Source organism: Enterococcus sp. B2E4 (assembly GCF_030499455.1).
Taxonomy (GTDB): domain Bacteria; phylum Bacillota; class Bacilli; order Lactobacillales; family Enterococcaceae; genus Enterococcus_D; species Enterococcus_D casseliflavus.
Map to the genome: position 1 here is coordinate 49,265 of NZ_JAUKPK010000012.1, position 14,560 is coordinate 63,824.

Annotated in this window: 7 protein-coding genes; 5 read left to right on the top strand and 2 right to left on the bottom strand. The window is 44.5% G+C overall.

Going from position 1 to position 14,560, the window contains the following annotated elements; all coding sequences use genetic code 11:
- Positions 1-14: 14 nt before the first annotated feature.
- On the bottom strand, positions 15-1,955 hold the full coding sequence (locus Q1X33_RS09505; protein WP_005230327.1) for an NAD(P)/FAD-dependent oxidoreductase: 1,941 nt from the start codon (positions 1,953-1,955) through the stop codon (positions 15-17).
- A gap of 270 nt (positions 1,956-2,225) precedes the next feature.
- Here Q1X33_RS09505 and pplA point away from each other — a divergent pair, with 270 nt between their 5' ends.
- From pplA to menA, 3 genes are all read left to right on the top strand, one after another.
- Entirely contained in the window at positions 2,226-3,164 is a 939-nt protein-coding gene (gene pplA / locus Q1X33_RS09510; RefSeq protein WP_005230329.1) for an extracellular electron transfer flavoprotein PplA, read from the top strand.
- Between the two features lie 264 nt (positions 3,165-3,428).
- Positions 3,429-4,505 (top strand): FAD:protein FMN transferase, encoded by a 1,077-nt coding sequence (locus Q1X33_RS09515; RefSeq protein WP_005230331.1) that lies wholly within the window; start codon positions 3,429-3,431, stop codon positions 4,503-4,505.
- 12 nt (positions 4,506-4,517) lie between these two features.
- Positions 4,518-5,471, top strand: coding sequence for a 1,4-dihydroxy-2-naphthoate polyprenyltransferase (menA, locus tag Q1X33_RS09520; RefSeq protein WP_005230333.1), 954 nt, complete (start codon positions 4,518-4,520; stop codon positions 5,469-5,471).
- 337 nt (positions 5,472-5,808) lie between these two features.
- On the opposite strand, the gene Q1X33_RS09525 is transcribed toward menA, so the two are convergent.
- Entirely contained in the window at positions 5,809-6,771 is a 963-nt protein-coding gene (locus tag Q1X33_RS09525; protein ID WP_005230334.1) for a biotin--[acetyl-CoA-carboxylase] ligase, read from the bottom strand.
- A gap of 433 nt (positions 6,772-7,204) precedes the next feature.
- Here Q1X33_RS09525 and rpoB point away from each other — a divergent pair, with 433 nt between their 5' ends.
- Positions 7,205-10,822 carry a DNA-directed RNA polymerase subunit beta gene (rpoB, locus tag Q1X33_RS09530; protein WP_008381746.1) on the top strand — a complete coding sequence of 1,206 codons (3,618 nt, stop codon included), beginning with the start codon at positions 7,205-7,207 and terminating at the stop codon, positions 10,820-10,822.
- Positions 10,823-10,909: 87 nt separating this feature from the next.
- Positions 10,910-14,560, top strand: a complete 3,651-nt coding sequence (rpoC, locus tag Q1X33_RS09535) for a DNA-directed RNA polymerase subunit beta' (RefSeq protein ID WP_005230340.1) — start codon at positions 10,910-10,912, stop codon at positions 14,558-14,560.

The window sequence follows — 14,560 nt, forward strand, 5'->3', positions numbered from 1 at the left end:
TCTATTTTGCTGGCTTATTTATTGCCATATAAGGAGCGAGGGGTACCGTACCACCATTTTCCAAGGGTACGTTGCAACCATGGGATTACCCAACGGTCTAAACCGACTGCGCGTCCTGAACCGTTCATCAAGGCAAATGCAACTGGAATGAACCAGATGTTTACCCAGTAGAACATACCAGACATACAGAAAGTCAACACTAAAACGATAGTCGTTGCGTTTACTAACCAAGTGAAGAGACCAGCCATCAATGCAAGAGCTAAAGCAATTTCAAAGAAGACCATGAATTTTTGGAAGAACATGGCAACGTCGTTGTTTGGCATGATAAATTGCATAACTTTTGTGAACCAGTCAGGTGATTTTTCAATCACGATCATTGGTTGCTCACCGTAAGCATAGCTCAAACCGAAGTGTGCGGCTTGTGTCGCTGCATCGGCTGCTTCACCGGCACCACTAGCGGCACTGGCTGCATCGGCTGCTTCACTAGCACCACTGGCTGCATCAGCGACTGTTTGATATTCCCAAGTCCAAGGGAATACGCTGTTGCCTTGGAACCAAGAACCTTCACCGAACCATGTACCAGGTTTGAAGACTTCCCCATTCGTACCCAAAATTTTCTTGAAGGCTTCAACGAACCAGACAAGACCATAGAAAATACGAAGCGGAACACTCCACAAGACGTTTCCGTAACGAGACGTATGACCACGGGCTACTGTCCGGTCATCTTTGATGTGGAAGATTTCATGCATCAAGTATTGGAACATGTAGTAACCAGAACGAATATCAAAGAAGTATTTCAAGTTAACGATATGTTTCATAATGATCGCTAAGAAACCGCTCAGGTGAATCTTATTGAATAAGTTCGCCACGCCCCATTTGGCACCGATGGAAACCATAAATCCTTGGTAGTTTCCTTTGAATTTATGTTTTTCGCCGCCTTTGATGGCTGAAACGATATTCGTTGCTGCAGTGTGCCCAGTTTGTTCAGCTGCTTGCACGATTTGTGGTGTTGGTGTGTTCGGGAATTCTTCGAAGTAAACCAAGTCACCAATAATATAGATGTTTTTGTCTTCGTAGCCTTTTGCTTCCATGTACTCATTGGCAACTAGACGGAACCCACGCGCGGTTTCTAAACCGAAATCAGCAGCATCGCTAGTTCCTTTGACACCAGCAGTCCAGATCAATGTGTGGGTTGGGATCGTTGAACCATCTTTTAGTTTGATGTGGTCAGGTGCCACTTCAACGATTGGTGCATTCAAGACAAGATCAACATTGTTTTTCTTCAAGTAACGTTCTGCTTTGGCTGCATCGTTACGATCAAGCATGTTTAAGATCGTTGGCATTGCTTCAACGACTTTCAAGCTGATTTCACTTGGGTCCAATTTATAATCGGAAGCTAAACGATCTTTCCAATCGATCAGTTCACCGATCATTTCGATCCCAGTAAATCCAGAACCACAAACGACAAACGTCAACATTGCTTTACGTAATGCTGCATCTGGTTCGATCGCTGCTTTTGCGACAGTTTTTTCAATGTGTTCGCGAATGCGGACAGCATCGTCAAATGACCATAGAGTAAAGCCATTTTCTTTGACACCAGGTGTACCGAAGTCATTCGGTTCGCCACCCATCCCTAAGATCAAGTAGTCAAATGAATAGCTGCCTAATTTTGTTTGGACGGTTTTATTTTCTTTATCGATCCCAGTTACTGTATCGGTTACTAAACGAACATTTTTCTTGCGTGAGAACAAGCGCTGCAAGTCATATTGAATTGCGGTAGGTTCTACACGTCCTCCAGCGACTTCATGCAGTTCAGTCATCATCGTATGATAAGAGTGACGGTCGATCAATGTTATCTCAACATCATTGTCTTTTTTCAATTTCTTTGCCATGTACTTCGTAGCAGAAACGCCTGCATAACCGGCACCGACAACGACAATGTTTTTCTTTGCCATTGCAAATCTCTCCTTAATAAAAATAATCTATGATAATAATTACACAATCGTTCCTATTATATAGACAGATGGTTCATTTGTCTAACGATTCTGATGAAAAAAACGCATATTTCCTGAAATTCGTGAAAACTTGCGAAAATCAAAAAATAAGTCATTTTTTATTGAAAAAGCGGAAAGGAAGCGGTTGACATCTCGTAAATTTACTTTACAATGTTAGATGTATCACAAACTTTTTTGTGGGGAAAATAAACAAGTAAAAGGTGGATAATTATGAAAGCAAAGAAATTGATTGTAGGTATGGCGGTATTTTCATTCGCAGGATTATTGTTAGGGGGATGCGGAGCAGACGACAACAATACAGGTTCTTCGTCAACTAGTGAAAGTACATCACAAACTTCTGCAAGCGATTCTGCAACTACAGAAAGCTCAGAAGCAACCGTCGTTGCAGGCGAGCCAATGCAAGATGGTACGTATCGTTTAGAAGAAAAGAACTATAAAAACGACTACCGTGTCACATTTGAGATCACAGTCAAAGACGGCAAAATCGTTGAATCAAAATATGACAACGTCAATGCGGATGGCGAATCAAAAACAGAAAACACTGAATACAATGAAACAATGAAAGAAAAAGCAGGCATCAGCCCAGAAGAATTTATTCCTAAATTCAATGAAGAGTTAGTTGCCGCACAAAGCCCTTCTTCAATCGAAGTAGTTTCTGGCGCGACTCATTCCTTTGATTCCTTCCAAAACTATGCACAACAATTGATTCAAGCGGCGCAAGCAGGCAACACGGAAACCATTGAAATCGACAATGGTGCAGACTTGAAAGACGGAACCTATACATTAGAAGAAAAGAACTACTCAAACGGTTACCGCGTAGTCTTCTCAATGACTGTAGCTGACGGCAAAATCTCTGAATCAAACTACGACTACCTAAACGAAGCAGGCGAGTCGAAAAAAGATGATGCATCATACAACGAAAACATGGAAGCAAAATCTGGTACAAGTCCAGAAGAGTTCATTCCAAACTTCAATGAAGCCTTTGTTTCTGCAGTCAATGCCGAAGACGGCTCTGTGGCAGACATGGATGTTGTTTCAGGGGCAACCCACAGCTTCCACAGCTTTGTTATCTATGCACAACAATTGTTGAATGCCGCTGAAAAAGGCGACCAAACAACAATCGAAGTGGATAACTTCGTTACTGAATAATCACAACTTCTTTCCATGAAGAGGACAGCATTCGTTTTGAGTGCTGTCTTTTTTTCGTGGGCAACAAGGTCACAAAAGCAAGTTCGTGCAAAAGGAAGCAATCTGGTGGGAAGGTTTTTTTTAAAAAGAACTGTTTTTTACAAAGAAGAAAAGGTTCGATTAAGGATTCCTAAAATACGTTGAGGAATCACGGAATGCCCCTTTTCATTCTGCCAAAAAAAGGCTATTATATGAAGGTTGAAGACAATAGAAAAGAGGAAAATCATGAAAAAGAAAGTAACGTTTTTTCTGATGTTTGTTTTTTTAGGCACAATGTTGGCAGCCTGCGGCAGTGATCAGGAAGCAACGACGCTGCGAGAAGAACCATATTTTCAAGAAGAATTTTTATTAGGTACGTATACTCGGATTCGCATTTATGATGAAGGCAAAGAGGACGCTATGAAGCCTGCCTTTGACCGCATCAGAGAGTTAGGCGATAAAATCACCATCAACCAAGCAGGGTCAGAGATCGATGAAATCAATGCGCAAGCTGGCATCAAGCCAGTGAAGGTTTCAGATGATATCTATTATTTGTTGAAAGAAGCCTATGATTATAGTGTGAAATCAGAAGGCGGCTTTAATATGGCCATCGGTGCGATCACCCAATTATGGCGAATCGGCTTTGATGATGCCCGCAAGCCAGAGCAATCTGAGATCGATGAAGCGTTGAAACATATCAATTATGAACAAGTCGAGTTTAACGACGAAGACCACACGGTGTATTTAAAAGACAAGGACATGATCCTTGACCTTGGGGCGATCGCCAAAGGCTACATCACGGATGAAGTCGTCAAAGTGCTGAAGGACAATGGCGTGACTTCCGCGATCGTCGATTTGGGCGGGAATGTCTATGTGTTAGGTCATAGCAACCGCGGTGCAGATGAGCCATGGAATGTCGGAATCCAAGATCCAAACAAATCTCGCGGCTCGATTATCGGCAGTATCAAAGAAACCAATAAAACAGTAGTTACTTCAGGGATCTACGAACGCTACTTAGAAGTAGACGGCAAAACGTATCACCATATTTTTGATTCTGAGACTGGCTATCCTTACGATAGCGATGTAGCAAGTGTGACTGTGATCACTGACAAATCCATCGATGGTGACGGGTTGACTACGGTGGCGTTTGATAAAGGAGTCAAAGAAGGCTTGGCTTATATCGAACAGCATACCGAAAAGGGAACCGATGCGATCTTTATCACAAAAGAAGATAAAGTGTACGTAACAGACGGCATCAAAGATACCTTTGAGCTTTCAGAGGAATCAGGCTACACGATGGGTGATCGTGCTGATTTAGAATAGGAGGAGTGAAAGATGTCTCTTTCAGTGTTTTTAGAAGTGGTGGAGATCCGCACCAAGGTGGCGAGTGTCTTCCCTTTCATTATGGGTGTGTTGTTCTCGTTGGTGTATTTTCATGAATTTCATCCGTTGAATACTGTGATTTTTTTTCTGGGGATGCTGCTGTTTGATTTGACGACGACGTCCATCAACAATTATATGGATTTCAAAAAAGCCAAATCAGAGACCTACAAATACCAGCACAATGTGATCGGGCGCGAAAACATCTCAGAAGCTACTGTTCGCAATCTGATTTTTGCGATGCTGGCAGGAACCTTACTGATCGGTCTTTACTTGACCTTTGTTACCGGCTGGCTGTTGCTAGTGATGGGGCTGGTGGTTTGTTTTATCGGGGTCTTTTATACCTTTGGCCCCATTCCGTTATCGCGGATGCCTTTAGGCGAGGTGTTCAGCGGTGTAACGATGGGATTAGGGATTTTTGCCATCACGATCTATATCAATACCATTGATCAAAAAGTGTTTTATCTGGCACTGGATTTTGCGAACGGAACCTTTGGCTTAGTGGGGAACCTCTGGGCCGTGTGCGCCATCGTGTTGGCATCCTTGCCGTTGATTTTCACGATTGCTGACATCATGTTAGCCAATAATTTACGGGATCTGGAAGCTGATATCGAAAACCATCGCTACACGCTGGTGTACTACATCGGTCGCGAAGCAGGTATCCGTCTGTTTCAAGGCATGATGTTGGCGTCTTATGCCGCTATTTTATTGGGCCTCTTGTTTGGTCTCTTTCAATGGCCAATTTTGCTCGTGTTTCTGACACTGCCGAAAATCCGTCAAAACTTGAAAGAACATCAAACCAGCCTGCCCCACCCACGTAGCTTCGGCTATTCGATTAAAAACATGATTTTATTCAACAGCAGCTATGCCTTGGGCTTGCTTTTGTGCCTGCTGTGGCAATTGCTGTAAAAGAAAAGATCGACCCGCTCTTGAAAGAGCAGGTCGATCTTTTTTATGTGGGGAATGAAAGAGCGCATAAAAACTGTAGAAAAGACATGATAAAAGAACAAGCATCCTACTTAGTATGAAAAGATGAGGCTCGCTTTCTTTTCGATCCTGATTGCAACAGTAAAGTTTTGGTGACAGTGGCTAAACCCGATAGAAAGGGGAGCTGCCTAGGTTGTTCTTTTGTATAAACCTTCGGAATAAGCAGGTCTGTTTATGGAGTATTTATGCTCGCGATTGCTTTGACTGATTCCTTACGAAAGCAGCGAATCAGCAAGCGGATTTGCGACTTTTTGCAGCATCAATACCGTTCCAAACTGATTTCTCCAGAAGAAAGCACCTTGCGCTCCGTTGCTGTTTCCACCACTAATTCACCGGTGTTAGTAATGTCTTTGGCGATTCCTTCATAGGTCACACCTTGTTGTGTAAACTGAACGGTGCGGCCCAAAACGAAGGATTTCTGCCGATAGCGGGCCATGTAATCCATGTCAGGCAGCTTTGCCAATAATTGGAAGAACCGACGCCAAATTTCTTGGATCAAGGTTGCCCGAGAAAAGGTTGGATACTCTTCGCCAGGAAAGAGTGAGGTCGCTTTTTCCCGAATCTCTGCTGGAAACTGCTGTTGCGGAATCGAAAAACTGATGCCGATACCGATCACAACCGAGGTAATGCGGCCTGTTTCAAAGTCACTGGTTGCTTCAGACAAAATACCGCAGATTTTTTTTCCATCTAAGTACAGATCGTTGACCCACTTAATGGCCGTTTCCTTCATTAGAAGGGCATCGATGGCTTCTGCGACTGCCACCGCAGCCAAAACGGTATATTGCGGCAATTCTTGAAACGCTTGGTTGGGTTTTAAGAGCAAGCTCATGTAGATCCCTTGTTTTTTCGGTGAGAAAAACGGTCGTTCGAAGCGGCCATGGCCGCCTGTTTGCGTTTCGGTCAAAAAAAGGGCGGGGGTTGCCAGTCCACTGTCCAAAGCGGCGATTTTGGCTTCTTTCATGGTGGACTCAACAGCATCCTTGATTTGAATCGTGGGGATCATCGGCAAGGCGGCTGCAAGTGCTGCTTGATCGTAGCGGTCAGCGGAGACAAAGCGATAACCGTTGGCCAAGTGTTTGAAATGATAGCCTTCTTTCTCAAGTTCTTTAATGGCTTTCCAGACTGCTGTACGAGAGATCGACAAGGCTTGGGCTAGTTTTTCTCCGGACAGTACAGTATCTTCTTTTTGTAATAAGGTCAGTATTTTTTCTTTTGTCGTCATAAGGATATCCTTCCTAATGTTTCACGTGTAACGTTTTCGTTAGCATAGCAAGAAATCGGCAAAAAGCAAAGTAGTTTCTTACGAAAAACAGTCCTCACCAGCCTTGTTTTTTTCTTTAGAAAATCTTAGGAAATGGGTGCGTCAGAAAAGCATTGTAACTTCCAATGAAAGCTTGACAGAAAAGTGCTTCGTCTGTATAATAAGGAGTTGCAAAAACTATCTGAACGAAAAAAGCAGAAACGAAATATTGTCCGTTTCGGCTTAGGAATAAGGAAACAAAAGTAGAAAATGCCCAATGCATCCGTTCTATTTTTGGTTTTTTTTTGCCTAAAAGCCGCAAAAAATGCTTTCTGTAACCTATATTTAATATTTGTTACAGTTTTGTAAATAATCGGATAGCCTTTTTGAAAGACTTTATGAAGAGGTGAAGAGCTTGGCTGGACACGTAGTAAAATACGGAAAGCATCGCGAACGTAGAAGTTTCGCACGGATCAGTGAAGTATTAGAATTACCGAATTTGATTGAAATTCAAACCGACTCTTACCAATGGTTCCTAGATGAGGGCCTAAGAGAAATGTTTGAAGATATTTTGCCAATCGAAGGATTCAACGGTAACTTGTCCCTAGAATTTGTGGATTATGAATTGAAAGAACCAAAGTATACAGTAGAAGAAGCCCGTGCCCATGATGCAAACTATTCGGCACCATTACATGTTACTTTGCGTTTGACGAACCGTGAAACTGGGGAAATCAAATCCCAAGAAGTATTCTTTGGTGATTTCCCATTAATGACTGAACAAGGAACCTTTATCATCAACGGGGCAGAACGGGTTATCGTTTCTCAGTTGGTCCGCTCTCCAGGTGTATATTTCCATGGCAAAGTCGATAAAAACGGCAAAGAAGGCTTTGGTTCAACTGTTATCCCTAACCGCGGTGCGTGGTTAGAAATGGAAACTGATGCCAAAGATATCTCTTACGTGCGGATTGACCGTACCCGTAAAATTCCTTTGACGGTCTTAGTCCGTGCCCTAGGGTTTGGTTCTGATGACACGATCTTTGAAATTTTCGGCGACAGTGAATCATTGCGTAACACGATCGAGAAAGACTTGCATAAAAACGCAAGCGATTCTCGTACCGAAGAAGGATTGAAAGATGTTTACGAACGTCTTCGTCCAGGCGAGCCAAAAACAGCAGACAGCTCACGTAGCTTGCTGAACGCACGTTTCTTCGATCCAAAACGTTACGACTTAGCAAATGTTGGTCGTTACAAAGTAAACAAAAAATTAGACTTGAAAACACGTCTATTGAACTTGACCTTAGCAGAAACCTTGGTTGACCCTGAAACAGGCGAGATCATTGTTGAAAAAGGCACTGTTTTGACTCACCAAGTCATGGAAACACTAGGCGCATTTATCGATAATGGCCTAAACAGTGTAACGTACTATCCATCAGAAGATGGGGTCGTTACCGAACCAATGACCGTCCAAGTCATCAAAGTCTTTTCACCAAAAGATCCAGAACAAGAAGTCAACGTGATCGGTAATGGCTATCCAGATACTGCTACACGTACGGTTCGTCCAGCAGACATCATTGCTTCAATGAGCTACTTCTTCAACTTGATGGAAGGCATCGGCAATGTCGATGACATCGACCACTTAGGGAACCGTCGGATTCGTTCTGTTGGTGAATTATTGCAAAACCAATTCCGGATCGGGCTTGCTCGGATGGAGCGTGTCGTGCGTGAACGGATGTCGATCCAAGACACCGAAACCTTGACACCGCAACAGTTGATCAATATCCGTCCGGTTGTCGCAAGTATCAAAGAATTCTTTGGTTCTTCTCAGTTGTCACAGTTCATGGACCAAACAAACCCACTGGGTGAATTGACCCATAAACGTCGTCTATCTGCCTTAGGACCTGGTGGTTTGACGCGTGACCGTGCCGGCTATGAAGTCCGAGACGTTCACTATTCCCACTATGGCCGTATGTGTCCGATCGAAACGCCTGAGGGACCAAACATCGGGTTGATCAACAGCTTGGCCTCTTATGCCAAAGTCAACAAGTATGGCTTCATTGAAACACCATACCGTCGAGTTGACCGCGAAACAGGCCGTGTTACTGACAAGATCGATTACTTGACTGCCGATACCGAAGACCACTACGTTGTGGCCCAAGCAAACAGCTTGTTAAATGAAGACGGCTCTTTCGTAAACGACGTTGTTATGGCGCGTGCTACTTCTGAAAACTTGGAAGTTTCGATCGATAAAGTCGACTACATGGACGTATCACCAAAACAAGTAGTCGCAGTCGCAACCGCATGTATTCCTTTCTTGGAAAACGATGACTCCAACCGTGCCTTGATGGGTGCCAACATGCAGCGGCAAGCTGTACCATTGATCAATCCGAAAGCACCTTGGGTTGGTACTGGTATGGAATACAAATCAGCACATGACTCAGGAGCTGCTTTGTTATGTAAACATGATGGGATCGTAGAATACGTGGATGCAGCCGAAGTGCGCGTTCGTCGTGACAATGGCGCATTGGACGTTTATTCTGTTACCAAATTCCGTCGTTCAAACTCAGGAACCAGCTACAACCAACGTCCATTAGTAGCACTTGGTGAAAAAGTGGAAAAAGGCGACATCTTAGCAGATGGCCCATCTATGGAACAAGGCGAAATGGCACTAGGACAAAACGTCTTAGTCGCATTCATGACTTGGGAAGGGTACAACTATGAAGATGCCATCATCATGAGCCGTCGTTTGGTGAAAGATGATGTTTACACTTCTGTCCATATTGAAGAATATGAATCAGAAGCCCGCGACACAAAATTAGGACCTGAAGAAATCACTCGCGAAATCCCGAACGTTGGGGAAGACGCTTTGAAAGACCTAGACGAAATGGGGATTATCCGCATTGGTGCGGAAGTCAAAGATGGCGATCTGCTTGTTGGGAAAGTCACGCCAAAAGGGGTAACGGAACTTTCAGCAGAAGAGCGTTTATTGCACGCAATCTTTGGCGAAAAAGCCCGCGAAGTGCGTGACACTTCTCTACGCGTGCCTCACGGCGGCGGCGGAATCGTCCACGATGTCAAAATCTTTACCCGCGAAGCTGGCGATGAATTGTCACCAGGCGTGAACATGCTGGTTCGCGTTTATATCGTTCAAAAACGGAAAATCCATGAAGGGGATAAAATGGCCGGACGTCACGGAAACAAAGGGGTCGTTTCTCGCATTATGCCAGAAGAAGACATGCCTTTCTTACCAGATGGCACACCAGTCGATATCATGCTGAACCCATTAGGGGTACCTTCTCGGATGAACATTGGACAAGTATTAGAGTTACACTTAGGAATGGCTGCGCGTCAACTAGGCATTCACGTGGCAACACCAGTCTTTGATGGTGCCAGCGATGAAGATGTTTGGGCAACGGTTGCTGAAGCAGGAATGGCCAGCGATGCCAAAACAGTGCTTTACGACGGACGTACCGGCGAACCATTTGATGGCCGCATCTCCGTTGGTGTCATGTACATGATCAAATTGGCCCACATGGTCGATGATAAATTGCATGCCCGTTCCATTGGACCTTACTCATTGGTTACTCAACAACCATTGGGAGGAAAAGCCCAATTTGGTGGACAACGTTTCGGAGAGATGGAAGTTTGGGCACTGGAAGCATACGGTGCTGCTTACACCTTGCAAGAAATCTTGACCTACAAATCAGATGACGTGGTTGGTCGTGTGAAAACATACGAAGCAATCGTCAAAGGGGAACCAATTCCAAAACCAGGTGTACCAGAATCATTCCGCGTATTAGTAAAAGAATTGCAATCACTGGGTCTAGACATGCGTGTCCTAGATATCGATGATGCAGAGATCGAACTACGTGATATGGATGATGACGATGATGATTTGATCACCGTTGATGCCTTAACAAAATTTGCGGAGCAACAAACAGCCCGTGAATTAGAACAAAAAGCACAAACAGAAGCTAAAAATGCCGCCGACGCGTTGAACCAACAAATCGAGACAGCAGAAGATCGCTTGCAATAATAGACGGCCCTCGCTATTTCCGCCACCAGCGGAAATAGCCCCCGTTCTATCGGATATGTCCATGAAATGAAATGGAGGGAACCTTTTTTGATCGATGTAAATAAATTCGAAAGTATGCAAATCGGTTTGGCTTCTCCTGAAAAAATCAGAAGCTGGTCTTATGGTGAAGTAAAAAAACCAGAAACCATTAACTACCGTACGTTAAAACCTGAACGCGAAGGGTTGTTTGACGAGCGTATTTTCGGTCCAACCAAAGACTGGGAATGTGCTTGCGGCAAATACAAACGGATCCGCTATAAAGGCATCGTTTGTGACCGTTGCGGCGTGGAAGTAACACGTTCAAAAGTGCGTCGTGAACGCATGGGACACATTGAACTAGCAGCACCAGTATCACACATTTGGTACTTCAAAGGCATTCCTTCACGGATGGGTCTTGTCTTAGACATGAGCCCACGTGCATTGGAAGAAATCATCTACTTTGCTTCTTACGTAGTGATTGAACCAGGAAACACCAGCCTTGAGAAAAAACAACTATTGACTGAACGGGAATACCGTGAAAAACGTGACCAATACGGTCAAGAATTTTCAGCAGCGATGGGTGCCGAAGCCATCAAACAATTATTAGATGGCGTTGATCTTGAAGGCGAAGTTGCTGAATTGAAAGAAGAATTGAAAAACGCAACTGGTCAAAAACGGACGCGTGCGATCCGCCGTTTGGATATCTTAGAAGCATTCCGTGCTTCAGGAAACAAACCAAGCTGGATGGTCATGGACGTTATCCCAGTTATCCCGCCTGATTTGCGCCCAATGGTGCAATTAGAAGGTGGACGTTTTGCCACAAGTGACTTGAACGACTTGTATCGTCGTGTAATCAACCGTAACAACCGTTTGAAACGCTTGTTAGACTTGAATGCACCAAACATCATCGTTCAAAATGAAAAACGGATGTTGCAAGAAGCAGTCGATGCCTTGATCGATAACGGTCGTCGCGGCCGTCCAGTTGCAGGACCAGGGAACCGCCCATTGAAATCTCTTTCTCACATGTTGAAAGGGAAACAAGGTCGTTTCCGTCAAAACTTGCTAGGAAAACGGGTCGACTACTCAGGTCGTTCAGTTATCGTCGTTGGTCCATTCCTGAAAATGTACCAATGTGGTCTGCCTAAAGAAATGGCGATCGAATTGTTCAAACCATTCGTGATGCGGGAGCTTGTTTCTCGTGAAATCGCGTCAAACATCAAAAATGCCAAACGCAAAATCGAACGTCAAGAAGACGAAGTTTGGGATGTTTTAGAAGATGTCATCAAAGAACATCCAGTGCTATTGAACCGGGCACCTACGCTTCACAGATTAGGTATCCAAGCATTTGAACCAGTCTTAGTTGAAGGCCGTGCCATTCGTTTGCACCCACTTGTTTGTGAAGCCTACAATGCCGATTTCGATGGAGACCAAATGGCCGTTCACGTACCATTGAACGAAGAAGCGCAAGCAGAAGCACGTATGCTGATGTTAGCAGCCCAAAACATTTTGAATCCAAAAGACGGAAAACCAGTTGTAACACCATCTCAGGATATGGTCCTAGGGAACTACTACTTGACGATGGAAGAAGAAGGCCGTGAAGGGGAAGGCATGATCTTCCGTGACATGGACGAAGCAGTTACGGCATGGCGCAATGGCTACGTGCATTTACACACACGGATCGCCATCAATCCAAACACTTTAGGGGACAAACCATTCACGTCTGAACAAAAACAACGCTTGATGGTAACAACAGTGGGTAAAGTGATCTTCAACTCGATCATGCCCCCAGAATTCCCATTCTTGAACGAACCGACAGACTACAACTTGACGGTTCAAACACCAGACAAGTACTTTATTGAAGCTGGTACAGATGTGCCTGCCTTCATCAAAGAACAAGAGCTTGTTGGCCCATTCAAGAAGAAAAACTTAGGAAACATCATTTCAGAAGTCTTCAAACGTTTCCGCATCACTGAAACGTCACGCATGCTTGACCGCATGAAAGACTTAGGATACAGCCACTCAACAATGGCGGGTATCACCGTTGGTATCGCTGATATCATGAACTTGCATGAAAAACATGAAATCATCGACAATGCCCACAAACAAGTAGAAACGATCACGAAACAATTCCGTCGTGGGTTAATTACCGATGACGAGCGTTATGAACGAGTTATTGGTGTTTGGAATGCAGCCAAAGATGAAATTCAGTTAAAACTGATGGAATCATTGGAAGCGAAAAACCCAATCTTCATGATGTCTGATTCCGGTGCCCGTGGTAACATCTCCAACTTTACTCAGCTTGCTGGGATGCGTGGATTGATGGCCGCGCCTAACGGACGTATCATGGAATTGCCGATCATCTCAAACTTCCGTGAAGGTCTATCTGTCTTAGAAATGTTTATCTCGACCCATGGTGCCCGTAAAGGGATGACCGATACCGCCTTGAAAACAGCCGATTCCGGTTACTTGACACGTCGTCTCGTTGACGTTGCCCAAGATGTCATCATCCGTGAAGACGATTGTGGCACTGACCGTGGTTTAGATATTCAAGCAATTCGCGAAGGAAACGAAATCATCGAATCCTTAGAAGAACGTTTGATTGGACGTTACACACGTAAATCAGTGATCCATCCTGAAACTGGCGAAGTCCTTCTAGGGGTCAATGAATTGATCACTGAAGATTTAGCTAAAGCCATCGTGGATGCTGGCATCGAAACAGTATCGATTCGCTCTGTCTTTACATGTAACACCAAACATGGTGTATGTAAACATTGTTATGGCCGCAACTTAGCCACTGGTTCTGAAGTTGAAGTTGGGGAAGCAGTCGGTACCATCGCTGCCCAATCAATCGGTGAACCTGGTACTCAGTTGACCATGCGTACCTTCCATACCGGCGGGGTTGCCGGAGACGATATCACGCAAGGTCTCCCTCGTGTCCAAGAAATCTTTGAAGCCCGTAATCCGAAAGGACAAGCGGTCATTACCGAAGTTACCGGAGAAGTCATCGATATCTCAGAAGACCCTTCAACTCGGACCAAAGAAGTGACCATCAAAGGGGAAACCGATACGCGTACGTATACCGTTCCTTATACTGCCCGGATGAAAGTAGCAGAAGGCGACTTTATCCATCGTGGTGCACCATTGACGGAAGGTTCGATCGATCCAAAACAACTGTTACAAGTTCGCGATGTCTTGTCTGTTGAAAACTACCTATTACGGGAAGTTCAACGCGTTTACCGGATGCAAGGGGTAGAAATCGGCGACAAACATATCGAAGTAATGGTTCGTCAAATGCTGCGTAAAGTCCGCGTTATGGATCCAGGTGATTCAGGCATCTTGCCAGGAACATTGTTGGATATCGCCGACTTTAAAGACCGCAACTACGACACATTGGTAGCCGGCGGCGTTCCTGCAACTAGCCGTCCAGTCCTATTAGGGATCACGAAAGCATCCTTGGAAACCAACAGCTTCTTGTCTGCTGCGTCCTTCCAAGAAACCACTCGTGTGTTGACCGATGCAGCGATCCGCGGCAAGAAAGATCCACTTCTTGGATTGAAAGAAAATGTTATCATCGGTAAGATCATCCCAGCTGGTACTGGTATGCCTCGTTACCGTGAAATGGAACCAAAAGAAGTAACAGTTGCCAGCGAAAATGTCTACAGCATCTCAGACATCGAAGCACAAATGGCTGCTGAAGACGCATTGAACAGCCAAAACTAA

What these genes read in the sequence shown, in the direction of transcription:
- Q1X33_RS09505 (WP_005230327.1), bottom strand. Translation starts at nt 1,955, where the DNA reads ATGGCAAAGAAAAACATTGTCGTTGTCGGTGCCGGTTATGCAGGCGTT.
- pplA (WP_005230329.1), top strand. Translation starts at nt 2,226, where the DNA reads ATGAAAGCAAAGAAATTGATTGTAGGTATGGCGGTATTTTCATTCGCA.
- Q1X33_RS09515 (WP_005230331.1), top strand. Translation starts at nt 3,429, where the DNA reads ATGAAAAAGAAAGTAACGTTTTTTCTGATGTTTGTTTTTTTAGGCACA.
- menA (WP_005230333.1), top strand. Translation starts at nt 4,518, where the DNA reads ATGTCTCTTTCAGTGTTTTTAGAAGTGGTGGAGATCCGCACCAAGGTG.
- Q1X33_RS09525 (WP_005230334.1), bottom strand. Translation starts at nt 6,771, where the DNA reads ATGACGACAAAAGAAAAAATACTGACCTTATTACAAAAAGAAGATACT.